23 protein-coding genes are annotated in these 26378 nt (G+C 74.8%); 4 read left to right on the top strand and 19 right to left on the bottom strand.

Going from position 1 to position 26378, the window contains the following annotated elements:
- Positions 1–191: 191 nt before the first annotated feature.
- Entirely contained in the window at positions 192–1595 is a 1404-nt protein-coding gene (locus tag ABD979_RS00115) for a replication-associated recombination protein A (protein WP_345505386.1), read from the bottom strand.
- A 17-nt stretch (positions 1596–1612) separates the two neighbouring features.
- On the opposite strand from ABD979_RS00115, the gene ABD979_RS00110 reads away from it, so the two are divergent.
- Both ABD979_RS00110 and ABD979_RS00105 read left to right on the top strand, forming a co-directional pair.
- Positions 1613–3808, top strand: a complete 2196-nt coding sequence (locus ABD979_RS00110) for an MMPL family transporter (RefSeq protein ID WP_345505385.1) — start codon at positions 1613–1615, stop codon at positions 3806–3808.
- A complete protein-coding gene (locus tag ABD979_RS00105) occupies positions 3805–4581 on the top strand; it encodes a GNAT family N-acetyltransferase (protein ID WP_345505384.1) in 777 nt (258 codons plus the stop codon). The genes ABD979_RS00110 and ABD979_RS00105 overlap by 4 nt, the downstream gene beginning before the upstream one ends.
- 27 nt (positions 4582–4608) lie before the next feature.
- Here ABD979_RS00105 and ABD979_RS00100 read toward each other — a convergent pair whose 3' ends face one another.
- From ABD979_RS00100 to aspS, 3 genes are all read right to left on the bottom strand, one after another.
- Entirely contained in the window at positions 4609–5043 is a 435-nt protein-coding gene (locus tag ABD979_RS00100; RefSeq protein WP_345505383.1) for a VOC family protein, read from the bottom strand.
- 9 nt (positions 5044–5052) lie between these two features.
- Positions 5053–5505: a helix-turn-helix domain-containing protein gene (locus tag ABD979_RS00095; protein WP_345505382.1), complete on the bottom strand. Its 453-nt coding sequence runs from the start codon at positions 5503–5505 to the stop codon at positions 5053–5055.
- Between the two features lie 117 nt (positions 5506–5622).
- On the bottom strand, positions 5623–7452 hold the full coding sequence (gene aspS, locus ABD979_RS00090) for an aspartate--tRNA ligase (RefSeq protein WP_345505381.1): 1830 nt from the start codon (positions 7450–7452) through the stop codon (positions 5623–5625).
- A gap of 127 nt (positions 7453–7579) precedes the next feature.
- Between aspS and ABD979_RS00085 the strand changes: the two genes are divergently transcribed.
- Positions 7580–8671, top strand: coding sequence for an acyltransferase family protein (locus tag ABD979_RS00085; protein ID WP_345505380.1), 1092 nt, complete (start codon positions 7580–7582; stop codon positions 8669–8671).
- Between the two features lie 88 nt (positions 8672–8759).
- Here the strand turns inward: ABD979_RS00085 and ABD979_RS00080 are convergent, their stop codons facing one another.
- On the bottom strand, positions 8760–9674 hold the full coding sequence (locus ABD979_RS00080; protein ID WP_345505379.1) for a LysR family transcriptional regulator: 915 nt from the start codon (positions 9672–9674) through the stop codon (positions 8760–8762).
- Between the two features lie 72 nt (positions 9675–9746).
- Here ABD979_RS00080 and ABD979_RS00075 point away from each other — a divergent pair, with 72 nt between their 5' ends.
- Positions 9747–10724 carry an EamA family transporter gene (locus ABD979_RS00075; RefSeq protein ID WP_345505378.1) on the top strand — a complete coding sequence of 326 codons (978 nt, stop codon included), beginning with the start codon at positions 9747–9749 and terminating at the stop codon, positions 10722–10724.
- Here the strand turns inward: ABD979_RS00075 and ABD979_RS00070 are convergent.
- The 14 genes from ABD979_RS00070 to ABD979_RS00005 form a co-directional block, all read right to left on the bottom strand.
- Positions 10626–11063: a YchJ family protein gene (locus ABD979_RS00070; protein ID WP_345505377.1), complete on the bottom strand. Its 438-nt coding sequence runs from the start codon at positions 11061–11063 to the stop codon at positions 10626–10628. The genes ABD979_RS00075 and ABD979_RS00070 overlap by 99 nt on opposite strands.
- Entirely contained in the window at positions 11060–11737 is a 678-nt protein-coding gene (locus ABD979_RS00065; protein WP_345505376.1) for an NUDIX domain-containing protein, read from the bottom strand. The genes ABD979_RS00070 and ABD979_RS00065 overlap by 4 nt, the downstream gene beginning before the upstream one ends.
- Positions 11738–11744: 7 nt before the next feature.
- Complete coding sequence (gene pyrG, locus ABD979_RS00060; RefSeq protein ID WP_345505375.1) at positions 11745–13502, bottom strand: CTP synthase; 1758 nt, start codon at positions 13500–13502, stop codon at positions 11745–11747.
- 16 nt (positions 13503–13518) lie between these two features.
- Positions 13519–14673, bottom strand: a complete 1155-nt coding sequence (locus tag ABD979_RS00055; RefSeq protein ID WP_345505374.1) for a glycosyltransferase family 4 protein — start codon at positions 14671–14673, stop codon at positions 13519–13521.
- Complete coding sequence (locus tag ABD979_RS00050; RefSeq protein WP_345505373.1) at positions 14667–16346, bottom strand: lipid II flippase MurJ; 1680 nt, start codon at positions 16344–16346, stop codon at positions 14667–14669. The genes ABD979_RS00055 and ABD979_RS00050 overlap by 7 nt, the downstream gene beginning before the upstream one ends.
- The gene (locus ABD979_RS00045) at positions 16343–17296 is read right to left on the bottom strand and encodes a hypothetical protein (protein ID WP_345505372.1); all 954 of its coding nucleotides are present in this window, start codon (positions 17294–17296) and stop codon (positions 16343–16345) included. The genes ABD979_RS00050 and ABD979_RS00045 overlap by 4 nt, the downstream gene beginning before the upstream one ends.
- Positions 17293–18237: a copper transporter gene (locus ABD979_RS00040; RefSeq protein WP_345505371.1), complete on the bottom strand. Its 945-nt coding sequence runs from the start codon at positions 18235–18237 to the stop codon at positions 17293–17295. The genes ABD979_RS00045 and ABD979_RS00040 overlap by 4 nt, the downstream gene beginning before the upstream one ends.
- Complete coding sequence (gene steA, locus ABD979_RS00035; protein WP_345505370.1) at positions 18234–19418, bottom strand: putative cytokinetic ring protein SteA; 1185 nt, start codon at positions 19416–19418, stop codon at positions 18234–18236. The genes ABD979_RS00040 and steA overlap by 4 nt, the downstream gene beginning before the upstream one ends.
- A gap of 110 nt (positions 19419–19528) precedes the next feature.
- Positions 19529–21310, bottom strand: coding sequence for a DNA repair protein RecN (gene recN / locus ABD979_RS00030; RefSeq protein WP_345505369.1), 1782 nt, complete (start codon positions 21308–21310; stop codon positions 19529–19531).
- A gap of 61 nt (positions 21311–21371) precedes the next feature.
- Complete coding sequence (locus tag ABD979_RS00025; RefSeq protein ID WP_345505368.1) at positions 21372–22286, bottom strand: NAD kinase; 915 nt, start codon at positions 22284–22286, stop codon at positions 21372–21374.
- Positions 22283–23086, bottom strand: coding sequence for a TlyA family RNA methyltransferase (locus ABD979_RS00020; protein ID WP_345505367.1), 804 nt, complete (start codon positions 23084–23086; stop codon positions 22283–22285). Before ABD979_RS00020 ends, ABD979_RS00025 begins: the two co-directional genes overlap by 4 nt.
- Positions 23083–23511: a hypothetical protein gene (locus tag ABD979_RS00015; protein ID WP_345505366.1), complete on the bottom strand. Its 429-nt coding sequence runs from the start codon at positions 23509–23511 to the stop codon at positions 23083–23085. The genes ABD979_RS00020 and ABD979_RS00015 overlap by 4 nt, the downstream gene beginning before the upstream one ends.
- Before the next feature lie 59 nt (positions 23512–23570).
- Positions 23571–24635: an HAD-IIA family hydrolase gene (locus tag ABD979_RS00010; RefSeq protein WP_345505365.1), complete on the bottom strand. Its 1065-nt coding sequence runs from the start codon at positions 24633–24635 to the stop codon at positions 23571–23573.
- Positions 24619–26187 (bottom strand): tetratricopeptide repeat protein, encoded by a 1569-nt coding sequence (locus ABD979_RS00005; RefSeq protein WP_345505364.1) that lies wholly within the window; start codon positions 26185–26187, stop codon positions 24619–24621. The genes ABD979_RS00010 and ABD979_RS00005 overlap by 17 nt, the downstream gene beginning before the upstream one ends.
- Positions 26188–26378 lie beyond the last annotated feature (191 nt).

The following is a 26378-nucleotide window of genomic DNA, read 5'->3' as shown; positions in this document are numbered from 1 at the left end:
GCCGCAGCGATCGCGTGCCACCCCCGTCGGGACGTCGTCACACTGCCACACAGTTTCGCGCTGTCCAAGCACCGAGACGCGCATGGATGACAAATCGTTACCGAGCCCCGGGGCCTCGCCGCACGATGTCCGCCCGAGCGTGACCGCCCCGAAACAATCCCCGAAACGGTCCCCGGCGCGGCGCCCTCGCGTCAGTTGCGGCGCGTGCGTCCCAGACGTCCCGCCAGCCATTCCCAGCGTGCCCGGAGCCGCTCCTCGAAGCCCCGGTCGGTCGGGCGGTAGTAGCTGACCGCGTCGTGCAGGTCGTCGGGCAGGTACTGCTGGGCGGCCACGCCGTCCGGCTCGTCGTGGCTGTAGACGTAGCCCTTGCCGTGGCCGAGCCGCTCGGCGCCGGCGTAGCCGCTCCCGCGCAGGTGCGCCGGCACGACACCGCCTCGCCCGCCGCGCACGTCGGCGATCGCCTCGTTGATGCCGAGGTATGCCGCGTTCGACTTGGGTGCGAGCGCGTTGTGCACGACGGCCTGGGCGAGGATGATCCGCGCCTCGGGCATGCCGATCTGCGCGACGGCGTGCATCGCGGCGACCGCCGTCTGCAGCGCCGTCGGGTCGCCCATCCCGACGTCCTCGCTCGCCGAGATGACGATGCGCCGCGCGATGAAGCGCGGGTCCTCCCCCGCCTCGAGCATCCGGGCGAGGTAGTGCAGGGCGGCGTCGACGTCGCTGCCGCGCATCGACTTGATGAGCGCGCTCGCGACGTCGTAGTGCTGGTCGCCCGCCCGGTCGTAGCGGACCGCGGCCTGGGCGACGGCCTGCTCGACGTGCGCGAGGGTGATCGCCACGGGGTCGTCCGACGTGCGGCCGGCCGGCTCCGCGTCGAGGGCCACCCCGGCCGCGGCCTCGAGAGAGGTCAGGGCCCGGCGCGCGTCGCCCCCGGCGATGCGCACGAGGTGCTCGCTCGCGTCGTCCGCCAGGGTGTGGGCGCCGTCGAAGCCCCGCTCGTCGGTCAGGGCGGCAGCGAGCAGGTCGGCGACGTCGGCGTCGGAGAGCGACTCGAGCGTGACGAGCACCGACCGCGAGAGCAGCGGCGCGATGATGCTGAACGACGGGTTCTCCGTCGTGGCCGCGACGAGGATGACGGTCCGGTTCTCGACGCCGGGCAGGAGGGCGTCCTGCTGCGCCTTGGTGAAGCGGTGGATCTCGTCGAGGAAGAGCACGGTCTGGCGGCCGTAGAGGTCGCGGTCGCGCACGGCGCCGTCCATGACGGAGCGGACGTCCTTGACGCCCGCGGTCACGGCGGACAGCTCGACGAAGCGTCGCTCGGCGGCCGTCGCCACGAGGTGGGCGAGCGTCGTCTTGCCGGTGCCCGGCGGGCCCCACAGGATCGCCGAGAGCGGCCCCGCGGCGCCGCCGGAACCCTCGATGAGCCGCCGCAGCGGGCTGCCGGGTCGCAGCACCTTGGCCTGCCCGCGCACCTCCTCGAGCGAGCGCGGGCGCATCCGCACCGCGAGCGGTGCGGCGCCGGCCGACGCCGGGGCCTCACCCCGGTCGGCGGCGGCTGCCGCACCGAAGAGGTCCCCCGGGCTGTTCGTCGTCACTGTGGAAGGCTATCCGCGTGCAGCACCCCTCTCCTGCCGGCCCGGCGCCGCGCACCCGTCTCGCCCGCCTGGGCGGGCTCATCGCCCGGCACCCGCGCACGTGGGTCGCGGCGTGGGCCGTCGCCGCGATCGCCTGCTTCGCCGTCGCCGTCGGCGGCGTCACCGGCGAGTCGCTCTTCGAGCGCCTCCACTCCGGGGCCCCCACCGTCGAGTCCGAGTCGTCGCGGGCCCAGGACGTCATCGCGCAGAGCCAGCCGGCGCTCGAGACGCTCACCCTGCAGGTGACGGGCGCCGACCTCGGCGATGCCGCCACGGTCGCGGCCGGGCAGCGCGCCGCCCGCGCGGTCGCGGAGGTGCCGGGGGTGAACGAGGTGCGCTCGCCGCTCCTCGCACCGGGCGGCCTGTCCGACCGGTCGGTGGCCCCCCTCCTGCTCGGCGGCTCCCCCGCCGCCGGCGGCTTCGTCACCGTCGTCGACTTCCGGGCCGGGCTCTCGAAGCCGGACCAGGACCGCGCCGAGCAGGCGGCGGAGGCGGCGCTGCTCGAGGTGGCGTCGGCCGTGGACGGCCAGGGATCGGTCGGCAGCACGAGCAAGGTCATCACCGCGATCACGAGCACCGTCGAGCGCGACCTGCTCCGCGGCGAGGGCATCGCGCTGCCCCTGACGTTCCTCGTCATGGTGCTCGTCTTCGGCGGCTTCGTCGCCGCGGGCATGCCGATCGTCGGTGCCGTCGTGGCCATCGGCGGCGCCCTGCTCTCGCTCTTCGGCTTCTCCCACGCGGTCGAGCTCGACGCGACCGTCGTCAACATCGTCACGCTGCTCGGTCTCGGGCTCTCCATCGACTACGGCCTGCTCACGGTGAGCCGGTTCCGCGAGGAGCTCGGCGAGCGCGCGCACCGCACGCCGACGCGGGAGGAGATCGCGCACGCCGCCGAGCGCACCGTCGCGACGGCCGGTCGCACCGTGCTCTTCTCCGGCCTGACGGTGGCGATCGCCCTCGCCGGCCTGCTCGTCTTCGAGGCCTCGATCATGCGCGCCATCGGGGTCGCCGGCGTCAGCGTCGTGCTCGTCGCGATGGTCGTGGCCATCACCCTCGTGCCGGCGCTCTGCGTCCTCGGCGGCCGCCGCCTCGCGCGGCGGGCGACGGCGACGACGTCCGACGTCGGGGTCTTCTCCCGGCTCGCCGCCGGGGTGCAGCGCCGGCCCGTCGCCGTCATCGTCGGCGTCACCGTCGTGCTCGTGACCCTCGCGCTGCCCACCCTGTCGATGCGGCTCACGTCGTCGGGCACCGAGCTGCTCCCCAAGGACGCCCAGCAGCGCGTCTTCTTCGAGCAGCTGGCCCGCGACTACCCGGCGCTGTCGGCGCCCGAGGTCACCGTCGTCGCCGGGTCGGCCGACACCGCGGCGGTGCAGGACTGGGCCGCGCAGTTCGCGGCCGAGCCCGGCGTCGAGGGCGTCACGGTGAGCCCCCTCGGCCCGGACCACCAGCGGGTCGACCTGCGCGTCGCCGGTCGCCCGACGTCCGACGAGGCGCAGGAGCTCGTGGCGACGGTGCGCGCGGCGCGCGCGCCCTTCGAGACGCTGACGACGGGCCAGGCCGCCGGGCAGATCGACTTCCTCGACTCGATGTCGGCCCGCGCGCCGTATGCCGTCGGCCTCGTGGTCCTCGGCACGCTCGTGCTGCTCTTCCTCATGACCGGCTCGCTCGTCATCCCGGTCAAGGCCCTGCTGCTCAACGTCATCTCGCTCGGCGCCGCGCTCGGCGTCGTCGTGTGGATCTTCCAGGAGGGCCACCTCGAGGGGCTGCTGGGCTTCACCTCGGTCGGCGCCGTCGAGTCGTTGGTGCCGTTCCTCGTGCTCGCCTTCGGCTTCGGCCTCTCCATGGACTACGAGGTCTTCCTGCTCTCGCGCATCGTCGAGTTCCACCGCCACGGCGCGGGGAACGACCGCTCGGTGTCGTTGGGCCTGCAGCGGACCGGCCGCATCATCACGTCGGCCGCCCTGCTCATCGTCATCGTCTTCGCGGGGTTCGTCGCCGGCGACATCCTCATCATCAAGCAGATGGGTGTCGCCCTCGTCGCGGCCGTCGTCATCGACGCGACCCTCGTGCGAATGCTCCTCGTGCCGGCCACGATGACCCTGCTGGGGCGCTGGAACTGGTGGGCGCCCGCGCCGCTGCGGCGACTGCACGACCGCTTCGGGATCACGGAGTGACCGCGACGTCGGCCGGGGTCGTGACCGGCCACGGCCTCGAGGCGCTGCTGGAGGCCACCGGACGGCATCCGTTCGTGCGGTGGGAGGTGACCCCCGGCCTCGCCGACACGTGGTGGGCGGCAGCAGGGGCCGTGGCCTTCCAGCGCACCCGCAAGCAGGTGCGGCGCACCGTCAGCGTGCTCGGCCCAGACCAGGGCGTGGCCGCGCTGCTCGACCACCTCCCCGCCATCGCGGCGTCCGTCGCACCGAAGCGACGTGCCCTCTCGGTCAGCGTGCCGCAGCACCTCGAGGCGCGCCTGCGCGAGCGCTACCGCGTGCTCGACGGCGGCGACTGGGAGTGGTTCCACACGACGACCGCGCCAGACGAGCTGCCTTCGTACGACAGGGTCGTCGCCCTCGACGACGTCGGGCGCGCCGACGAGGTCGTCGCCTTCCTCGCGGCCCACTCCCCCACCGCCGACACCGAGCCGGGCCGCGGCGAGCGCTGGTTCGCGGTCGAGCAGCCTGACGGCGACCTCGCCGCGGTGGCCGCCTGGGGCACGACGCGCGCCGGGGCACCGCACCTCTCGTCGGTCGCCGTCGACACGCGCCTGCGTGGACAGGGGCTCGGGCGCACGATCGTCGGTGCGGTGACCCGACGGGCGGTGCAGGAGGCCGGCGTGTGCACCCTCGGGATGTACTCGCACAACACCGTGGCGCGGGCGCTCTACCTCTCGCTCGGCTACGACCGCACGTGCGCCTGGTCGAGCCGCCCGGTCCTCATCGACCCCTGATGGGCGGCTGGCCGGGCGGCTGACGCCTCAGGCGAAGTCGGCGGCGACGACCTTGCGGCCGGCCTCCTGCACGAGGACGACCCAGTTGCCCGAGTTGTCGCGGCACACGGCCTCGGTGCCGTAGGGCCGCGCCGACGGCGGCTGGAGGAACTCGACGCCCTTCGCGGTCAGCTCGGCATACGTCTGCTCGCAGTCGTCGACGGAGAGGCCGAGGCCGTTGAGGCCGCCGGCGTCGAGCGCCCGCCGCATCGCCGTGACGAGCTCGTCCGGGAAGGGCGGGCCGGGGATCGCGAGGCTGACCTGCAGCTCCGGCTGGTTGGGATGCACGACGGTGCACCAGCGGTAGCCGCCGTCGAGCGTGATGTCGTCCTTCTCCTCGAAACCGAGGACGTCGACGTAGAAGCGCTTGCTCTCGTCGATGTCCTTCACGAAGACGCTGACGATGGAGATGTTGGTGATCATGCGGCCACGCTAGGACGGCGACGGGCGGTCGTGCTTCTCCCGGGTTGCGGAGCTCTCCGCCAGTCCCCACATGAACATGACGCAGCCCGGGATGCGCGGCGCTCCGGTGGCGGCATACCGAGCCTGGAAGTCGCTGGGGCTCTCGCCCACCACGGCCCGGAAGCGGCTGCTGAAGGAGCCGAGGCTCGAGAAGCCGACGGCGTGGCACACCTCGGTCACGGTGAGGTTCGTGGCGCGGAGCAGGTCCTGGGCCCGCTCGATCCGTCGCCTCGAGACGTACTCGGCCGGCGTGGTCCCGTAGGTCGTGCGGAAGAGCCGGAGGAAGTGGAACTTCGACAGACCCGCGGCCGCGGCCAGCCGGGCGAGGTCGAGGGGCGCGGCGTACTCCCGGTCGGCGAGGTCGCGGGCGCGCCGGAGGTGGACGAGCACGTCGTCCGGCGCGCGCTGCTCCACGGAGGTCACCACGACAGTGTGCCCCCTGCAGATGGGGGGCCGAGCTGATCTCGGTGTCCCCCTGATCTCGGTGTCCGCGGAGTTCTGCCGGCACCACGTGCCGGCAGAACTCCGCTGACGCTCGGGTCAGCTCTGCTTGGGGCTCACCTCGGGGGAGCCCTGGGCGGCCGGTGCGGAGGCGGCCGGCTTGGCGTCGACGCCGGCCTCCTTGCGCTGCTCGGGCGTGATCGGCGCGGGAGCGGCCGTCAGCGGGTCGTAGCCGCCGCCGGACTTCGGGAAGGCGATGACGTCGCGGATCGAGTCGGTGCGCGCGAGGAGCGAGACGATGCGGTCCCACCCGAAGGCGATGCCGCCGTGCGGCGGGGCGCCGAAGGCGAAGGCGTCGAGCAGGAAGCCGAACTTCTCCTGCGCGTCCTCCTCCGACAGGCCCATCACGGTGAAGACGCGCTCCTGCACGTCACGCTGGTGGATACGGATCGAGCCGCCGCCGATCTCGTTGCCGTTGCAGACGATGTCGTAGGCGTAGGCGAGCGCCGGCCCGGGGTCGGTGTCGAAGGTGTCGAGGAACTCGGGCTTGGGCGAGGTGAAGGCGTGGTGCACGGCGGTCCACGCACCCGCACCGACGGCGACGTCGCCCGAGGCGACCGCGTCGGCGGCCGGCTCGAAGAGCGGGGCGTCGACGACCCAGAGGAAGCTCCACGCGTCCTCGTCGATGAGCTCGCAGCGGCGGCCGATCTCGAGGCGGGCCGCTCCGAGCAGGGCGCGGGAGGCCTTGGCCGCACCGGCGGCGAAGAAGATGCAGTCGCCCGGGCGGGCGCCGACGTGGGCCGCCAGACCCTCGCGCTCGGCGTCGGTGAGGTTCTTGGCCACGGGACCGCCGAGCTCGCCGTCCTCCTGGACGAGCACGTAGGCGAGGCCGCGCGCGCCGCGCTGCTTGGCCCACTCCTGCCACGCGTCGAGCTGCTTGCGCGGCTGGCTCGCGCCGCCCGGCATGACGACGGCGCCGACGTAGTCGGACTGGAAGACCCGGAAGGTCGTGTCGGCGAAGTACTCCGTGCACTCGACGAGCTCGTTGCCGAAGCGCAGGTCGGGCTTGTCGGAGCCGAAGCGCGCCATCGCGTCGTGGTAGGTCATCCGCTGGAACGGCGCGTCGAGCTCGACGCCGATGAGGCGCCACAGCGCCGAGACGATCGACTCACCGAGCTCGATGACGTCGTCCTGGTCGACGAAGCTCATCTCGATGTCGAGCTGGGTGAACTCCGGCTGGCGGTCCGCGCGGAAGTCCTCGTCGCGGTAGCAGCGGGCGATCTGGTAGTAGCGCTCCATGCCGGCGACCATGAGCAGCTGCTTGAACAGCTGCGGGCTCTGCGGCAGGGCGTACCAGGAGCCGGGCGCGAGGCGTGCCGGCACGAGGAAGTCGCGGGCGCCCTCGGGCGTCGAGCGGGTCAGCGTCGGGGTCTCGATCTCGACGAAGTCGCGGGCGCCGAGGACCGCGCGCGCCGCGGCGTTCACCTTGGAACGCAGGCGGATCGCGGCGCCGGCCGAGCTCGCGCCGGGGCGGCGCAGGTCGAGGTAGCGGTGCTTGAGGCGGGCCTCCTCGCCCACCGTGACGCGCTCGTCGATCTGGAAGGGCAGCGGAGCGGCCGGGTTGAGCACCTCGAGCTCGCTGACGATGACCTCGATCTCACCGGTCGGCAGGTCGGGGTTGGCGTTGCCCTCGGGACGCGTGCGCACCTCGCCGGTCACCTTGACGCAGTACTCGTTGCGCACGTCGTGGGCGCCACCCTCGGCGAGCACCTCGTCGCGGGCCACGACCTGGGCCACGCCCGAGGCGTCGCGCAGGTCGAGGAAGGCGACGCCGCCGTGGTCTCGACGCCGCGCCACCCAACCGGTGAGGGTGACGGTCTGGCCTGCGTGGTCGGCACGAAGAGTGCCGGCCTCGTGAGTGCGGAGCACGGAGGGTCCTTCCGGGGACGGGGGCGGGCGGCGACGGGGCCGCCAGGGCAGAGCGCGCGCCCGCTCGGCGTTGTGGCCGCGGGCACCGGGGACCAATCCTAGACCGCCTGCGCCTAGGCTCTTCGCCGTGCAGCACTCCCGCAACCGCGACCTCGACGGCGTCCGAGGTCTCGCGATCCTCCTCGTCGTCGCTGCGCACGTCGGCCTCCCGGTGCGGTGGGGCGGGCTCTCGGGCGTGACGCTCTTCTTCGTCCTCTCCGGCTACCTCATCACGAGCCTCCTGCTGCGCGAGTGGGACACGTGGGGCGCGCTCAGCCTGTGGCGGTTCTGGGGCCGGCGGGCCCTGCGGCTGCTGCCCGCCCTCGTGCTCCTGCTGGCCCTGACGCCCGTGCTCCTCGCGGCCACGGGTGACGAGCGCCTGTCGACGTATGCCGTCGGCGCCCTCGCGTCGTTGCTCTACGTCGGCAACTGGGTGCGGATCGCCGGCACCGATCTCGGGGTGCTCAACCACCTGTGGTCGCTCAGCGTCGAGGAGCAGTTCTACGTCGTGTGGCCTGCGGTCTTCATCGCCCTCATGACCTGGCTGCGGCGGCGGGCGCTCGCGGTCGTGCTCGCCCTCGCGGGGCTCGCGACGTTCTACTCGGTGTGGACCCGGGGCAGCGCCCTGCGGCTCGACATCTCGACCGAGACGAACGCGTTCGCGCTCCTGCTCGGCGTCGCCCTCGCCTTCGCGCTCGCCGGCGTGCGGGCGCAGGGCTGGCAGCTGCCGGCGACGAGTCCACTCGTCCCCTTCGTCGTGCTCGTGGCCGTCTCGGCCTTCCCGGGCCACTCACCGGACGTCGACCACGCGCTCTTCCGTCCGCTCGGCGCGGTCTTCGCGCTGCTCGGCGTGTGGCTCGTGTATGCCGCCGTCTCGGGTCAGTCACGCGTCGTGGGCTCCCGCCTCATGGTCTTCTTCGGCACCATCAGCTACGCGCTCTACCTGTGGCACCAGACGCTCATCAACAGCCGACTGCTCGGTGAGCACACCACGGCGCGCAACCTCGCGCTCGTCGCCGCGGCGGTCGTCCTGTCGTGGCTCTCGTGGGTGCTCGTGGAGCGTCCGGTCGGGCGGCTGCGGGGGCGTCTCCGTCTCGACCAGCCCTCGCGCCGACAGCAGCAGCGCCGCGCCGCGCGGGCACAGCAGGAGGGGCAGCGCCCCTCCCTTCCCACGGCATAGCGCCGCAGGGGGCTTGCGGCAGGACCCCCGTCCGGGCGCAGCATCCACACCTCGCGCACCAGCGCTCGCCCGCGCTCGTCGACGCCGGCTAGATCGCCACCAGCTCGCGGGAGCCCTCTGCCGCAAGGGCTTCCACAGCCGCGGCGAGCGCCGGGCCCTCGGTCATCGTCCGTCGCCAGACGAGGCTGACGGTGCGCTCCGAGACGGGGTCGACGATGGGGACGGCGACGACGCCCTCGGGCAGCGGCCCGCGGCCGAGGCGCGGCACGAGCGCGATCGCCTCGCCGCGGTCGACGAGCGCCACGTGGGTGGCGAACTCGAGCGCGACGTGGGCGATCCGGGGCGCGCGGCCGACGTCGGCATGCATCTTCTGGAGCCACTGGTGGCAGATCGACCCGGGGGCGACACTGGCCCAGGACTCGTCGAGCACGTCGTGCACGCCGATGCTGGTGCGCCCGGCGAGCGGGTGGCCGACGTGCAGGAGCACGTCGGCACGGTCGCGCCCGAGGTGGCGCACCTCGAGGTGGTCGGGGATCGCGAGCGGCAGGGGCTCCCAGTTGTGCACGAGGGCGAGGTCGTGGGATCCCGACGCCACGGCGTCGACGGCGTCGAAGGGGTCGATCTCGTCGGGACGGAGCGCGACTCCCGGCGCCGCCGTCCGCAGCCGGCCGAGCGCGCCGACGACGATGCCGCGGTAGGCGGTGGCGAAGGTCGCGAGGCGCACCGTGCCGACCACGGCGCCGCTCGCGTCGTGCAGCCGGGACTCGAGGCGCTCGAGGTGCGCGAGCAGGTCGCGCGCCGACTCGGTGAGGGTGCGGCCGGCCTCGGTGAGCAGCACGCCGCGTCCCTGGCGCTCGAGCAGCTGGACCCCGGTCTGGGACTCGAGCCGCTTGATCTGCTGCGACACGGCGCTCGGCGTGTAGTCGAGGGCCGCGGCGGCAGACCCCACCGAGCCGTGCGTCTCGACGGCCACGAGCGAGCGGAGCGCGACAGGATCAATCATGCAGCGATGCTACACAGTCAGGGATGCGAATGTTTGATGGACGTGAACGGTGCAGGCGCCCACGATGGCGTCATGCGCCGACGTGACATCGCCCTCGCCGTCCTCGTCGCCGTCGTGTGGGGCACCAACTTCGTCGCCATCCGCGCCGGCCTCGACTCCGTGCCGCCCCTGCTGTTCCTCGCCGTGCGCTTCGTCGTCGTCTGCGTGCCGGCCGTCCTCCTCGTCCGACGGCCGGCCCTGCCGTGGCGCGACCTGGCGCTCATCGGACTGTTCACGAGCCTCGGCCAGTTCGCCCTGCTCTACCTCGCGCTGCACCTCGGCATGCCGCCGGGCCTGTCGTCCCTCGTCCTGCAGGCCCAGGTGCTGCTGACCGTCGTCATCGCCGCCGGGTGGCTGCGTGAGCGGCCGAGGACGGCGCAGCGCATCGGTGTCGCGCTCGGTGGCGCGGGGCTCGTCACCATCGCGGCCGGCCGGGGGCTGTCCGCTCCCCTGCTGCCGCTCGTCGTGCTCGTGCTGGCCGCGGTCTCGTGGGCGGTCGGCAACGTGCTCACCCGACGCGCCGGTGCGCTGACGGGCCCGGGGGCGGGTCTCGGGGTCACCGTGTGGTCGGGCCTCGTCGTGCCCCTCCCGGCCCTCGCCCTCTCGTTCCTCGTCGAGGGCCCGGGCGCCATCGGGGCCGCCCTCACCCACGTGCAGTGGTCGGCCGTGCTGTCGACGGCCTACACCGCCTACCTCTCCTCGCTCGTCGGCTACGGCATCTGGAACACCCTGCTCAGCCGCCACCCGGTCGCCGCGGTCACGCCCTTCGCCATGCTCGTGCCGGTGTTCGGCATGGCCGCGGCGGCCGTGGCCTTCGGCGAGCGCCCCCACCTGCTGGAGCTCGTCGGGGGCGTCCTGCTGCTCGCAGGGGTCGGGGTGGCCGTGCTGCGTCGGCCGCGCCGGTCCCCGCGGTCAGGTCAGGTCGCCGTCGACGTAGACCCAGCGCCCCGCCCGGCGCGTGAACCGGCTCACCTCGTGCAGCTCACCCGTCCGGTCGGTCCCTCGCGCTGACGGCTCGCGCCAGCGCGCGACGAACTCGACGACACCGTCGCCATCTCCCGGCCCGCCACGCTCCGTGCGCAGCACGGTGAGCCCGGTCCACGTCGTGCGCGGGTCGAGCTCGAGGTCCTCCGGGCGCGTGCGCGGGTGCCACGTGCGCACGAGGTGACCGACGTCGCCGAGCAGGTATGCCGTGTAGCGCGAGCGCATGAGCGCCTCGGCCGTCCCGGCCGGGTCGTCACCGCTGAGCAGCGGGCCGCAGCAGCCGGCATACGGCCTGCCGGAACCGCACGGGCACGGCCCGGCGCCGGTCACACCACCGCGGGGCGCGGCGCCGAAGACCGAGGTCACGACCGGAGGCTGCGCTGGGCGTCGCGGGCCGGCCACGCGGCGTCGCGCGGACGCAGCGACGACCAGCCGCGCTGGCGTGCGAGCCCGGCGGAGAGCAGACCGACGAGGGTGGCCGAGTTGCTGATGCGCCCGGCGAGCGCGGCGTCGACCGCGTCGTCCAGGGGTACCCAGAGCGGGCGCAGGGTCAGCTCCTCGGCGGTGCGCCGGTGCGCCTCCTCGGGCGGCACGTCACGCAGCTGCCGCGCGAGGAAGATGCGCACCGTCTCGGGGAAGGCCCCCGGGGAGGTGACGTCGTCGGCGAGCACGTGCCACTCGTCGGCGAGCAGGTCGACCTCCTCGGCGAGCTCGCGGGCCGCGGCCTCCCACGGCGGCTCGCCGTCGACGTCGAGCAGCCCTGCGGGCAGCTCCCACACGTGGCCGGCGCTCGCGTGGCGGTACTGCCGGATCATCAGCACGTGCGGGACCCCGTCGACCTCGCGCAGGGCGAGGACCGCGACGGCGCCGGGGTGCGTCACGAGGTCACGGGTGACGACGCCCCCCGCGCCGAGGTCGACCCGGTCGCGGCGCACGTCGAAGATGAGCCCCCGGAACGGGGTCTGCACCTCGAGGACGGGCTCGCTCACCCACTCCTCGACGAGGTCGGCGCCGGTCCCGAGCGGCGAGCGGAGGCCCACCCCGTCCTCAGCCGGCGTCCGACGCGGTGGCGAAGGCCTCGGCGGCCTCGTCCACGCGCTCAGACCCGCGCGCCTCGGCCCCGGCGTCGACGGCGGCGCGGTGCCGCTCGACCTCGACGAGCCGCTCGCTGCGCTGGCGCTCGAGGGCGGCGCCCACGAGTCCGGCGAAGAGCGGGTGCGCGCGGTTCGGCCGCGACAGGAACTCCGGGTGCGCCTGCGTCGAGACGTAGTAGGGGTGCACCTCGCGCGGCAGCTCGACGAACTCGACGAGGGTGCCGTCGGGCGAGGTGCCGGAGAAGACGAGGCCGGCCTGCTCGAGGTCGTCGCGGTAGGAGTTGTTGACCTCGTAGCGGTGGCGGTGCCGCTCCTGCACGAGCGCCTCGTCGTAGGCGGCGCGCACGACGCTGCCCTCCCGGAGCGCGGCGGGGTACGCGCCGAGGCGCATCGTGCCGCCGAGGTCGCCGGCGCCCTCGACGAAGGCCTTCTGCTCCTCCATCGTGGCGATGACGGGGTGCTCGGTGTCCGCGTCGAACTCCGTCGAGCTCGCGTCGGCGACGCCGAGCACCGAGCGGGCGTACTCGATGACCATGCACTGCAGGCCGAGGCAGATGCCCAGCGTCGGCACCTGCTTCTCGCGGGCCCACGTCAGCGCGCCGAGCTTGCCCTCGATGCCGCGCACGCCGAAGCCGCCGGGCACGAGCACGGCGTCGACGCCGCCGAGGGCGCGCGAGGCGCCGGCCGGGGTCTGGCACTCGTCGCTCGCCACCCACCGGATCCGCACGCGGGCGTCGTGGTGGAAGCCGCCGGCGCGCAGCGCCTCGGTCACCGACAGGTAGGCGTCGGGCAGGTCGATGTACTTGCCGACGAGCGCGATCTCGACCTCGTGCTCGGGGTCGTGCACGCGCTGGAGCAGCTCGTCCCACTCCGTCCAGTCGACGTCGCGGAAGTTGAGGCCGAGCCGGCGGATGACGTAGGCGTCGAGGCGCTCGCGGTGCAGCACCTTGGGGATGTCGTAGATGCTCGGGGCGTCGACGCACGCGGCGACCGCGTCGACCTCGACGTCGCACATGAGCGAGATCTTGCGCTTGATCGGCTCGGGGATCTCGCGGTCGGCCCGCAGCACGAGGCCGTCGGGCTGGATGCCGACCTGGCGCAGCGCGGCGACGGAGTGCTGGGTCGGCTTCGTCTTGAGCTCACCGCTCGGGGCGAGGTACGGCACGAGCGAGACGTGGAGGAAGAAGCTGTTGTCACGGCCGATGAGGTGGCGCACCTGGCGGGCCGCCTCGAGGAAGGGCAGCGACTCGATGTCGCCGACGGTGCCGCCGATCTCGGTGATGATGACGTCGGGCGCGTCGGGGCCCTCGGTCGCGAGCGCGCGCATGCGCGAGACGATCTCGTTGGTGATGTGCGGGATGACCTGGACGGTGTCGCCGAGGTACTCCCCGCGCCGCTCCCGGGCGATGACGTTGTTGTAGACCTGGCCGGTCGTCACGTTCGCGCTGCCGACGAGGTTGACGTCGAGGAAGCGCTCGTAGTGGCCGATGTCGAGGTCGGTCTCCGCGCCGTCGTCGGTCACGAAGACCTCGCCGTGCTGGAACGGGTTCATCGTCCCCGGGTCGACGTTGATGTAGGGGTCGAGCTTCTGCATCGTGACCCGCAGGCCCCGCGATCGCAGAAGTCGTCCGAGGCTCGAGGCCGTGAGCCCCTTGCCGAGCGAGGAGGCAACGCCCCCGGTCACAAAGATGTGCTTCGTCGTTTCCACCACGGGCTTTAACTCTACGTCATCCCGGGAGGGTGTCGAGATAGCGTCCGACCCACCGGCGCGCCTCGTCGTCCGGGCCGGCCCACGACGCGGCCACGGCACGGGCCGCGGCGCCGAGCCGGGCCCGCTCGTCGGGGTCCGCGAGCAGGCGGTCGACCTCATCGGCGACGGCGTCCGGGTCGCCCACCGCGACAAGGGAACCGGCGTCACCGATCAGGCCCGGCAGGCCCCCGGTGCGCGTCGCGACCACCGGCAGCCCGGCCGCCATCGCCTCCTGCACGACGAGCGCCCGCGCCTCCCACCGGCTCGTGACGACGAACACGTCGGCGGCCCGGAGCCACGCGGCGACGTCGTCACGGGCACCGACGAGGCGTACGTCGGCTCCCCGCCGCTCCCCGGTCCGAGTCCGGATGCCGTCGGCCTCGTCGACGAGGGCCGCGCGCAGCCGCTCGTCGCCGTCGCCGACGACGACCCAGACGGCCGCCGCGCGGGATCGGGCGGCGGCCGCGACGAGCGTGCGGAGGTCCTTCTGCGGCGCGATCCGCGAGACGGTGAGCACGACGGGCTGCTCGGCGAGCCCCGGCGCCAGGCCGGCGGAGGCGAACAGCTCGCGGCGCCCGTCCGGCGTCAGGGGCGCGGCTGCCAGCAGCTCGCCGACCCGGGTGGCGGGCACCACCGCGAGCGAAGCCCGCCGGGCCCCGAGCTCCTCGGCGAGGCGCACGAGGTCGTCGCTGGCGCCGGTGACGAGCGCGGCCCGGCGCAGCGACCACCGGAGCAGCCGGCCGAAGAGCCCGGCCGCCACGCGGCGGGCGGGCGACCCACCGGCCGGTGGGAGGTCGTTGTGCAACGAGACGACGAGGCGGGGTCGCGGTCGGGCCCTCGCCACCGCCACGGCGGCCACGACGGCCGCCTGGTGGCCGTGGGCGTGCACCACGTCGACGGTGCCGGCGAGGCGCATGACGCGGTGCCACTCGAGCGGGCCGCGCACGGCGGCCGGGCCCCGGTGGAGCGGCCAGAGCCGCTGCGCCTCGAGGGCGCCGAAGGCGTCGGCGGTCTCGGCGGCGGTGACGACGTCGACGTCGTGCCCGAGCAGGCGCAGCCGGCTCGTGAGGTCGTCGACGTGCGCGCCGACCCCTCCGGCGGCCCGCCCGAGCACCATGAGCACCCTCACCACCCGCCCACCGTGCCCTCCTCGGCGGACTCCGGCAGCGGGAGACCGGTGCCCCGATGCCGCAGCCGCGACACGACCGAGCGGTCGACGAGCAGGGTCACCGCGACGAGCACGAGCACGGCCCCGAGCGCGACGACGGCGCACTGCACGGCTGCAGCCGCGAGCCCCTCGACCTGCCAGACCCCGCCGAGCCACCACCCGGCAGCGGCCGCGGCGGCGGCACCGACCGCGCCCGCGACGACCGGGCGGGGCGGCACGGCGAGGGAGCCGCTCCCCCACCCGCGCCGCACGAGCACGGCCAGCGCGACGGCACCCAGCACCAGCCCGAGGCTCGTACCCGCCGCGAGCCAGCGCACCGTGCCGGCCGGGCCGGCGTCGCCGCCGAGCACGAGGAGCGGGAGCACGGTGGTGCCGAGCCACGCCAGGGCGACCACGGCGCCGGCGGCCCGGGCCCGCCCCCGCACGTAGGAGGCCCGGCTCAGCACCCCGATGACCGACAGCGCGAGGATGCCGGGCGCGAGGAGCGCGAGCGCGTCGGGGATGGCCGAGAGGGCGGCGGCGCCCGTGCCGGCGCCGCGCCCGGCGTCGAGCAGCGCGAAGAAGCCGCCCACGGGCCGGGCGACCGCGACGAGCAGCGCCGCCGCCGCGATCCCGGCGAGGAGGGTGGCGAGCCACGCCCGGCCCAGGACGGCGAGGGTGCCGACCCGGTCGGTGGCGGCGCTGCCGGCCAGCGACGGGAAGGCGGCGGTGGCGAGCGGGACGGCCAGGACGGCATACGGCAGCAGCGAGACGGCCTGCACGTAGGTGTGCACGTTGAGCGTGCCCGGGCCGCCGCGGTCGTTCGCGAGGCGGATGACGACGAGCGTGGCGAGCTGCTGGCCGGCGACGGCGAGCAGCCCGGCCACGGCCAGGCTCCGCACCCGCGTCGCCACCCCGTGCGGGAACGACGTCGTCAGGCGCAGGCGCACACCGGCCCGCCGCACCGGGCCCAGCAGGGGAAGCGCGAGGGCGACGACGCCGAGCGTCGTGCCGACGCCGAGGACGGTCGTCGCCGACGCCGGCAGCTGGGCGACGGCCGCCGTGGGGTCGGGCACGAGCGCGCCGTAGGCGAGGTAGGTCGCGATGACGACGAGGCTCGAGAGGAGGGGCGCGAGCGCCGCGGCCACGAAGCGGTGGTGGGCCTGGAGCACCCCGCCGAGCACGATCCCGACGCCGTAGAGCGGGATCTGCAGGGCGAAGACCCGCAGCAGGTCGGCACCGAGCCCGACGGCGCCGGCGCAGTCGCGGGCCGAGCCGAGCAGGGTGCCGGCGATGGGCGTGGCGGCGAGGGCGACGACGACGGCCACGGGCACGAGCACGAGCAGGACCCAGGTCAGCAGGGCCGAGGCGGTGTGGTCCGCCTCCTCCCGGTCGCCGCGGGCGAGGGCGGCCGCGACGAGCGGCACCGCGACGGCGGCGAGCACGCCACCGGCGGCGATCTCGAAGAGCACGTTGGGCACCGCGTTGACCGACTGGTAGGTGCTGCCCACGCAGGTGGCCCCGATGGCGTGCGAGAAGACGAACCAGCGCCCGAAGCCGACGACGCGCGCGACGAGGGTGATGACCGCGATGGTGCCGGCTGCGGCGAGGAGCCCGCGGCGCGGCCCGCCCCCGGCACCGGCGGCGGGCCCGGTCATCGGCGCTCCCGGCCCCACTCGTCGAGGCGGCGCAGCGTCGGGTGCGACTCGATGACCCGGGTGAAGCTGACCCGCTCGGAGGCCAGCGTCAGGGCGACGAGTCCGGTCAGGGCCACGGTCCGACCGGCGAGGCCGGTGCGCTCGACCAGCGCGAGCCCGAGCAGCGCACCGGCGGCGTTCGCGCCCGTGTCGCCGAGCATCGCCGTGGCCTCGAGGTCGTCGCGCGCCACCCCGAGCGACGCGCCGAGCACGGCCGCCGCGGGCGTCGCGGTGACGAGCGGCAGGGCCGCGGCCACGGTGACCTTGAGCGCGCGACCGGGCCGCAGGTCGAAGAGGTTGACGGCGTTGGCGGCGCCGGCCACGACCGCGCCACCGACGAGGGTCGCGGCGAGGGACCGCGGCCGGGACGTGCGGGCGGTGGGTGCCGTGCGGGCGGCGCGGGAGTCGGCGAGCGCGGCGCCGGCGAGGCCGGTGAGGCCCAGCCCGACGACCTTGAGCGCCCCGGTCGTCACCTCACCCCGGGCCAGCGCGCCGAGGTGGCCCTTGAGGCCCTTGTCGGAGACGCCGCCCGCCAGGTCGTCGAGGGCGCCGAGCGCGCCCGCCGCGAGCGCGACGACGGTGGTCGGCGCGCCCGATCGGAGCTCATCCGGCCTCGCCCCCGACCTGGCGCGGGTCACCGCACCGGCCACGGCGGCGCCGGTCACCGCCCCGGCGACGACGGCGGGGCCCTCGAGCAGGGTCACGGGCCGGCCGGCGTGGTTCGTGCGCTCCCAGGGGGCTCGCGCGGTCTCGGGCAGGCGCCGCGCCAGGCGCAGGGCCGCCGCGGAGGCGACGGCCGCGCCGACGAGCGTGGCCACGGTGACGGCGGAGGGCACGGTGGACGGCGCGGTGGCGGACAGGGCGGAGGCCATGGCGGAGCCCGCCGACGACCGGTGGCGGCTCCGCGTCACGGGAGCACCCGCGGCACCGTGGCGGTGGCCCCGGCCGAGATGCCGTAGTGCGCGACGCGCTCGTCGAGCACGTCCTCGAGGGCGAGCACGACGGTCGCGGGGCCGGCGCCGGCGCGCGCGTGGTCGACGGTCGCGACGAGCGCGGCGGTCTCGGACTTCTCGCGGACCGCCTGCACGGCGTTGGAGGTGACCGGCTGGCCGGCCGCCGCGAGGGTCTCGCCCCCGGCGACGACCGCACCGCGCGACGCCCCGGCGAGGGCGGTGACGAGGGCGCGCACCGTGTCGGATCGGGCGCCCACGGCCTCCTCGGTGCCGGCGTAGTCGCCCGAGACGACGACGGCGAGGTCGGCGACGGTCAGCTCGGCGGCCGAGCTGTCGATGAGGCCGGCATCCGCCAGCACCTTGACGGCGGCGGTGCGCTGGGCCGAGGTGCCGGAAGCCGTCACCCCGACGGTCAGCGCCGTGACGACCTCGACGAGCAGGTCGTCGCCCGTCGCGCTCGTGGAGAGCCCGAGCGTGGCCGCCGCCGACCGTGCGGCCTCCGCGCGGTCCGACGCCTGGCTCGCGTCGAACCAGTCGGGGCTCACGGTCACCGTGCCGGTCAGGACCGCGCCGCTCTGGCGCACGACCTCCTCGAGGTTGGTCACCATCGTGCCGTCGGCCGAGGGCAGCACGACGACGACGACGCGGTGCGAGGCGAGGCGCCCGCTCACGACGCGCTGCTGCACGGCCTCGGCGTACTGGGCGGTCGCGTCGACGGCCTTCTCGCTCGTCGTCAGCTTGTCGTTGAGCGCCTGCTTCTCGGTGCGCAGGGCCGCCACCTGGTCGCCGAGCTGGTCGCCGAGGTTGGCCTGCAGCGGCCCGGCACCGAGCACGATCCCCACGGCGAGCGCGAGGAACACCGAGATGATCGAGACGAGGTGGTAGCGGAAGTCGATCACGTGAAGATCCCCACGACGGCGGTCCAGAGGTCGTCCCAGCGCGCGGCGAGCACCTGCAGCCACACCTGCCCCGCGGGGGTGGACGCGAGCGCCGCGACGAAGGCGAGCAGCCCGACGAGCAGCATCGTCGCGAGCAGGCGGCCCGGGATGCGCGCCCGGTAGAGCCGGCTGACGCCCTTGGCGTCGACGAGCTTGCCACCCACCCGGAGCCGGGTGAGGAAGGTCGACGCCTGGCCGTCGCGGCCCTTGTCGAGGAACTCGACGAGCGTCACGTGGGTGCCGACCGCGACGATGAGCTCGGCGCCGGCGTCGTCGGCGAGCAGCATGGCGACGTCCTCGCTCGTGCCCGCCGCGGGGAAGACGACGGGCGTCAGCCCGAGCGCCTCGACCCGGGCCAGCCCGGGCGCCCGCCCGTCGCGGTAGGCGTGCACGACGATCTCGGCGCCGCACGAGAGCGCCGCGTCGGACACCGAGTCCATGTCGCCGACGATGAGGTCGGGCCGGTGCCCGGCCTCGATGATGGCGTCGGCGCCCCCGTCGACGCCGATGAGCACGGGCCGGTACTCGCGGATGTAGGGGCGGAGGGTGTCGAGGTCCTCGCGGTAGTGGTAGCCGCGCACGACGATGAGCGCGTGCCGGCCGTCCAGCTCGGTCGTGATCGGCGGGATGCCGATCCCGTCGAGGAGCAGGTCGCGCTCCTTGCGGATGTACTCCATCGTGTTGGTGGCGAACGCCTCGATCTGCACGGCCAGCCCGGCCCGGGCCTCGTGCATCTGCTGGGCGACCAGCTCGGCGTCGAGCACCGTGCCCGTCGCGACGAGCTCGTCGCCGCACCACAGCTGCGGGCCGTCGAGGCGCACCGGCCGGCCGTCCTCGATCGTCAGCACCGCCGAACCGGCGGCGTCGAGCACGGGGATGCCTGCGTCGACGAGGATCTGCGGCCCGAGGTTCGGGTAGCGGCCCGTCGTCGAGGCGCTCGCGTTGACGACGGCGGCGGGCCGGGCCGTGACGAGCGCGTCGGCACTCACCTTGTCGAGGTCGGCGTGGTCGATGACGGCGACGTCGCCCGCGTGGAGGCGCTTGGTCAGGTTCTTCGTGCGCCGGTCGACGCGCGCGGGACCCACGACCCCCGGGCCACTGGGGCCGGGGTGGGCGGCGCGACGACGGATGGAGAGGGCCATGATGGCCTCAATCGTGCCACGCGCGGCGCCTGCCGAGCGCACCGGCCACGCGGGCCGGACGGTCGGGATCGGGCGCGCGCCAGGCGGTCGGGATCGCTCGCGCGTCCGGGTCAGGAGCGGGCGCGCGCACCCGAGCGGGCCCGGGCCGTGGCGGTCTGCTCGAGCAGGTCGCCCGCGTGCGCGAGGCCCGCCTCGGAGTCGGGGTCGCCGCCCATCATCCGGGAGAGCTCGCGCAGCCGGGTGGGACCGTCGACGACGGAGACGCTGCTCGAGGTGATGCGCCCGTCGTCTGACTTGTGCACGACGAGGTGCCGGTCGGCGAAGGCGGCCACCTGGGCGAGGTGCGTGACGACGATGACCTGCGCGTGCTCGGCGAGCGCGGCCAGCCGGGCACCGACGTCGAGCGCCGCGCGCCCGCCGACGCCCGCGTCGACCTCGTCGAAGACGAACGTCGGCGGGCCGCTGGCGCTCGCGGCCGAGTGCCTGCTCGAGCCGACCACCTCGAGCGCGAGCATGACGCGGGAGAGCTCGCCGCCGGAGGCCGCGCGCGCGACGCTGCGGGGCGCCGCCCCGGCGTTCGCCGCCAGCAGGATCTCGACGTCGTCGATGCCGTGCCGGGCGAGGCGCACCCGGTCGCCGTCGGGCAGGGCCACCCCGTCGGGGTCGGTGCGGTGGCGCAGGTCGACCTGCACGACGGCCGAGCCCATCGCCAGGTGCGAGAGCTCCTCGGACACGCGGGTGCCGAACTCGTCGCCTGCGGCGCGACGGGCGTCGGACAGCGTGACGGCGGCCGCGACGGCGGCCGCCTCCAGCTCACCGACCCGGGCACCGAGCCGCTCCACCCGGTCGTCGGCGGTGACGAGCTCGTCGAGGCGGGCCGCGGCGCGGCCCGACCAGGCGAGCACCTCGTCGACGCTCTCGCCGTACTTGCGGGTCAGGGCGCCGAGGGCCGCCCGCCGCTCTTGGACGAACTCGAGCCGCCCCGGGTCGAGGTCGACGTCGTCGAGGTAGGCCGTGAGGTCGGCCGAGAGGTCGGTGACGAGGGTGCTGACCTCGTGCAGGCGCGCGTCGAGCGCGGCCAGGGCCTCGTCGTGGTCGGTGGCCGGCGCCAGCGCGGCGCGCGCGGCGCCGAGCAGGTCGCGCACCGTGGGCCCGGCGTCGGGGCCGAACTCGTCACCGCTCAGTCCGCCGAGCGCCTGCGACGCCGCGAGGCGCAGCGTGTCGGCGTGGGCGAGCCGGTCGTCCTCGGCGCGCAGCGCGACGTCCTCCCCCGGTTGGGGGTCGACCGCCTCGATCTCCTCGAGCGCCGCCGTCAGCGAGTCGATCTCACGGGCCCGCTCGCGGGCCTCGGAGACGAGGCGCGCGTGCTCCCGGGCCGTGGCCCGCCACTCGTCGTGCAGCTGCGCGACCCGCTCGCGCAGCGCCGCCAGCTCGGGGCCGGCGAAGTCGTCGAGGACCTCACGGTGCGCGTCGCCCTGCTTGAGGCGCCACTGGTCCGACTGGCCGTGCACGGCCACGAGGAGTCGTCCGAGCTCGGCCAGCACTGCCACGGGGGCCGTGCGGCCACCGACGTGCGCGCGCGAGCGCCCGGCCGCGGCGATGGTGCGGGCGATGACGAGCTCGCCGGCGTCGTGGTCGGCCCCCGCCTCCTCGGCGCGGACGAGGGCCGGGTGCCCGTCGGGCAGCTGGACGACGCCCTCGACGAGGGCGCTGTCGGCACCGGTGCGCACGAGACCCGTGTCGGCCCGTTCGCCGAGCAGCAGGCCCAACCCGGAGACGACCATCGTCTTGCCGGCTCCGGTCTCACCCGTCAGGACGTTGAGCCCGGGGCTCAGCTCGAGCACGGCGTCGTCGATGACCCCGACGCCGCGGATCCTCATCTGGCTGAACACGGGCCCCACCCTATGTCCGAGCTCCCACAGCGGCGACGACGCCGGGCGGCTGACCGCTGCCTCAGGAGACCGTGCCCGCCGGCCCGTTGCCCCGCCAGCCCTCGACCGAGAGGTTGAACTTCGCGACGAGCCGGTCGGCGAATGGCGCGGTCGTCAGCCGGGCCAGGCGCAGTGGGCGGTCGCCCTTGCGCACCTCGATGCGCGCGCCGGGCGGCAGGTCGACGTGCCGACGCCCGTCGCACCACATGACACCGCTGCCCTCGGTCGCGGCCTTGATCTCCACGGCGAGGTTGGTGTCCGGGCCGAGCACGAGGGGCCGGGCGAAGAGCGCGTGCGCGGCGCTCGGCACGAGGAGGATGGCCTCCACCTGGGGCCAGATGATCGGCCCTCCCGCGGAGAAGGCGTAGGCCGTCGACCCCGTCGGCGTCGACACGATGACGCCGTCGCAGCCCCAGCTCGACAGCGGTCGTCCGTCGACCTCGACGGTCACCTCGAGCATGCGCTCGCGCGATGCCTTCTCGACGCTGACCTCGTTGAGGGCCCAGCTGCTCGCGATGAACTCGCCGTGCAGCTTGGCATCGACCTGCAGGGTCATGCGCTCCTCGACGGCGTAGGCGTCGTTCGCGATGTGCTCGACGGTCGCGTCGAGGTCGTCGCGCTCGGCCTCGGCGAGGAAGCCGACGTGGCCGAGGTTGACGCCGAGCAAGGGCACGTCGACGCTCCGGGCGAACTCCGCGCCGCGCAGGATGGTGCCGTCGCCGCCGAGCACGACCACGAGGTCGCAGCCGTCGGCCACCTGCTCCTCCGCCGAGGCGATGTGCACGCGAGAGCTGTCCGTGAGGTCGAGCGCCTCGGCCTCGTCGGCCTGCAGCGAGACGTCGATGCCGAGGTGGGTGAGGCGCTCGACGACGCCCTTGGCCACCGTCAGGGCCTCGGGGCGTCGGGGGTGGGCCACGAGCAGGATCCGGCGCGTCACGTCTCTCCGTCCAGGTCGATGGCCTCCAGCATGTCATCCGCGGCGGTCGGGGCCGCGCCGGGGACCGGACGGGGTGCGAGCCAGAAGAGGAACTCCCGGTTGCCGTCGCCGCCGGTGATCGGGCTGGCCGTCGCGCCGTGCAGGTGCAGCCCCTCCCCGCGCGCCGCCGTGAGGACGTCACGCAGCACCCGGGCGTGCTCGTGCCGCGACGTGACGACGCCGCTCCGGCTGAGCCGCTCGCGCCCGACCTCGAACTGCGGTTTGACGAGCACGACGAGGTCACCGTCGTCGGTGACGAGCGGGCGCATCGCCGGTAGGGCGATCGCGAGCGAGATGAAGCTGAGGTCGGAGACGACGAGGTCGAAGCGGCCCCCGAGCGCGGCCGCGTCGACGTCGCGCACGTTCGTGCCGGGCAGGTCGCGCACCCGTTCGTCCCGGGCGATCGAGGCCACGAGCTGGTCATGCCCGACGTCGAGCGCCGTCACGTGCGTGGCGCCCCGCTCGAGCAGCACCTGGGTGAAGCCGCCGGTGCTGGCCCCGACGTCGAGGCAGCGGCGGCCCTCGACGGGGATCGGCCAGCGGTCGAGGGCGTGGAGCAGCTTGAGCGCCGCCCGCCCGACCCACCGGTCGGGCTCACGCGTGAGCGAGACCTCGTCGTCGGCGGTGACCGGCTGCGAGGGCTTGCCGGCGGGTCGGCCGCCCACGAGCACCGTCCCGGCCAGCACGAGGTCGCGAGCCTGCGTGCGCGAGCGCGCGAGGCCCCGGGCCACGAGCTCGACGTCGAGGCGGCGCGTCGTCACGCCCCACCGAGGCCGCCGAGGCGGCCCTGGAGGCTGCGGTGGGCGTGCTCACCCGCCTCGATGCGCTCGGCGAAGGTGCCGGACTGTGCCTCGGCGAGCCGCATCGTGGCGTCGTCGACGGCCTCGTCGCCCGTCACCGGCGGCTCCGGGGCCGGGGTCGCGTCGACCGGTGCCCACGGGGACTCCGCCTCGGCGCCAGAGCCCTCCGCAGGGGCGTCGTCGTCGCCGTCGTGACCGGCCTCGTCGTCGTCCTGATCGTCCGAGTCGCCAGAGTCGTTCGTGTCGTACTCGTCGTACTCGTCGTCCAGGTCGTCCGTCTCGTCGCCGGCGTCGTCCATCGGGTCGAGCTCCTCGACCACCCCGAGGGGCGCCTCGGCGTCCCCGGTGCTCCCGTCGTCGCGTCGGGCGTCGTTGTCGCCGAGCATGCCGTGCCTCCGTGCCGGTTCGTGGATCCTGCAGTCACGCTACCGGGTCGGCGCCGCGGTCAGCGGGCCGGTGCGGTGAGCAGCTCGTCGAGGGCCGTTCCCACCCGTCGGCCGTCCGGGACCGCTCCCGTGCGACCGTCCGAGGCAGCCTGCCGCGTGCCGTCGAAGGCGGCGATGCCCGCGCGCACGGCCTCGACGGGCGACGCCCCCACCTCGTCGACGACGAGGTCACCGTCGGCGAGGTGGACCCGCGCGTCACCGCACCGCCAGCCACCGGCGTCCGCCCACGCGACGGCATACGGCTCGAACAGCTGCGCGAGGGAGTCGATCACGTAGGTGGGGCGCAGGCTGCGCGCGAGCAGGTCGCTCGGTCGGTCGACGCCCGTCAGCACCCACGCGGAGTCGATGCCGGTCGCCAGCGCGCCGGCGACGTCGGTGTCGAGGCGGTCGCCCACGGCCAGGGTGCGCTCAGGGGCCGTCGAGAGGCGGTTGAGGGCCAGGCGGTAGAGCGGTGGGTGCGGCTTGCCGACGACCTCGGGGCGGCGCCCGGTGGCGGTCGCGAGCAGCACGACGTAGGCCCCGTTGCCCGGCGACTGGCCCCAGGGGAGCGGCAGGGTGGCGTCGTCGTTCGTGGCCACCCACGGCAGACCCGACGCGAGCAGACGCGCCGCGGTCTCGAAGTCGCGCACCGTGAGCTCGCGACCGAAGCCCTGCAGCACGGCCGCCACCTCGACGGCCGCCCCGTCGACGGCGTCCGGCGGCGCGACGGGGCGCAGACCGCTGCGGGTGAGCGCCTCGACCACGCCCGGGCCCCCGAGCGCCAGCACCCCCGACCCGGTGGGCACGAGCCCGGCAAGTCGTTCGGCGCCGGCCTCGGCGCTCGTGACGACGTCGGCGGGCTCGGCCGGTGCTCCGAGCGACGCGAGGTGCGCGGCGACCTCGGCCGGCACGCGCGAGGCGTTGTTCGTCGCGTAGACGAGGCCCGTGCCGTGGGCGGCCATGCGCTGCAAGGCTTCCGGCGCACCCGGCACGGCGTCGTCCCCGCGGTAGACGACACCGTCGAGGTCGCACACGACCCCGTCGTATGCCGTCAGCACCGCAGGAGTCTCAGCGCTCGTCGTCATCGCCTTCGTCGTCATCGCCTTCGTCGTCGTCGTCGTGGTCCGTGTCGACGACAGCGCTGGCGTCAGTACCGTCCAGCTCGTCGTCACCGAGCAGGTCGGTGACGTCGACACCGTCGAGCTCCTCGAGGCGCTCGGCCGCGTCGGTGGTCAGCTCGTGGTCGGCGTCCGCCGCCCGGGCGAACCACTCGCGCGCAGCACCGGTGTCACCGGCTGCGAGCCGGGCGTCGGCGTAGGCGTAGTACAGCCGCGCCGCGGACGGCCGGTTGGGGTTGATGCGCTTGACCATGTCGCTGAGGCCGGCCGCGGCCGCGTCGAGCTGGCCCATGTCGCGGCGGATGCCCGACACGACGATCGCGAGCTCGACCCGGTCGTCGATCGCGAGGTTGGCTCCCTCGTCCGACTGCGCCAGCTCGAGAGCCTTGTCGTGGCGACCGAGGGCGCGCTCGCAGTCGACCATGAGCGGCAGCAGGTGGTGTGAACCCGACAGGCGTCGCACGGTGCGGAACTCCCCCAACGCACGCGCCCAGTCACCGAGCCGGTAGGCGACGAGACCGAGGGCCTCGCGAGCCGCCGGGACGCGACCCGCACGGCGGACGGCGGTCTCAGCGTGGGCCAGGGCAGCCTCGGGCTCGACGTCGAGCAGCTCGGCCACCATGACGAGGTGCTGCGCCACGCCCTCGGCGTTCTCCTTGCTCAGGGTGCGCAGCTGGTTCTTGACGCCGCGGTCGACCTCGTGGCCGGTCACGCCCTCCCGGATCGCGGGCTCAGGGCGGCGCGGCGACTTCGGGGTGAGCCGGGGGCCGCCGCGCTGGTCGTCGTCGCGCGGCCGGCCCGCGCCACCGCGCGGACGGTCGTCGCGACGGGGGCCGCGGTCACCACGGTCGTCGAAACGACGGGGCCCGCGGTCGTCCCGGCTGCCGGACGTGCGACGCTCGTCGGAGCGGTAGCCGCCTCGGTCGCCGCGGTCGTCACGACGGGGCGCGCGGTCGTCCGAGCGGTAGCCACCGCGGTCGTCACGACGGGGCCCACGGTCGTCAGGGCGGGGCGCGCGGTCGTTGGAGCGGTAGCCACCGCGGTCGTCCCGGTTGCCCGAGGGGCGACGGTCGTCGGAGCGGTAGCCACCCCGGTCGTCACGACGGGGCGCGCGGTCGTCCGCGCGGTATCCACCGCGGTCGTCCCGGTTGCCCGAAGGGCGACGGTCGTCGGAGCGGTAGCCACCCCGGTCGCCGCGGTCGTCACGCCTGGGCCCACGGTCGTCGGAGCGGTAGCCGCCACGGTCGTCACGACGGGGCCCACGGTCGTCCGAGCGGTACCCACCGCGGTCGTCCCGGTTGCCCGAAGGACGACGGTCGTCGGAGCGGTAGCCACCCCGGTCGTCGCGCCGGGGCGCGCGGTCATCGGGACGGTGACCGCCCCGGTCGTCACGGCGCGGACCCGACGAGCGCGGCGCACCGGACCCGCGGCCGGCACCTCCCCCGTGGCGCGGACCCCGCTGACCGTCCTCACGGTCGCGTCGCTCGCCTCGGTCGTGCCTGCGGTCGTCGTCGCTCATGTTCGTCATCCTTCCGCGCCGACCGGGGTCGGCGCCACCTCTGTGAATCTGTTCAGGGGACACCAATGCAGAGCGCCCCAGTCGGATCAATGAAGTTCCGTCTGGGGCGCTCTGACAAATTGTGTCCGGCTGCGTCCTACTCTCCCACACCGTCACCAGTGCAGTACCATCGGCGCTGAAGGGCTTAGCTT

Origin of the sequence: Terrabacter aeriphilus (assembly GCF_039542985.1) — a bacterium.
GTDB classification, from domain to species: domain Bacteria; phylum Actinomycetota; class Actinomycetes; order Actinomycetales; family Dermatophilaceae; genus Terrabacter; species Terrabacter aeriphilus.
This window is presented reverse-complemented; position numbering and strand designations above follow the sequence as displayed.

Bases quoted from the DNA above. Each gene is read 5' to 3' on its own strand.
- steA (WP_345505370.1), bottom strand. From the start codon at position 19,418: ATGGCCCTCTCCATCCGTCGTCGCGCCGCCCACCCCGGCCCCAGTGGC.
- ABD979_RS00080 (WP_345505379.1), bottom strand. From the start codon at position 9,674: ATGATTGATCCTGTCGCGCTCCGCTCGCTCGTGGCCGTCGAGACGCAC.
- ABD979_RS00100 (WP_345505383.1), bottom strand. From the start codon at position 5,043: ATGATCACCAACATCTCCATCGTCAGCGTCTTCGTGAAGGACATCGAC.
- ABD979_RS00075 (WP_345505378.1), top strand. From the start codon at position 9,747: ATGCGCCGACGTGACATCGCCCTCGCCGTCCTCGTCGCCGTCGTGTGG.
- ABD979_RS00005 (WP_345505364.1), bottom strand. From the start codon at position 26,187: ATGAGCGACGACGACCGCAGGCACGACCGAGGCGAGCGACGCGACCGT.
- ABD979_RS00050 (WP_345505373.1), bottom strand. From the start codon at position 16,346: ATGACCGGGCCCGCCGCCGGTGCCGGGGGCGGGCCGCGCCGCGGGCTC.
- ABD979_RS00010 (WP_345505365.1), bottom strand. From the start codon at position 24,635: ATGACGACGAGCGCTGAGACTCCTGCGGTGCTGACGGCATACGACGGG.
- ABD979_RS00015 (WP_345505366.1), bottom strand. From the start codon at position 23,511: ATGCTCGGCGACAACGACGCCCGACGCGACGACGGGAGCACCGGGGAC.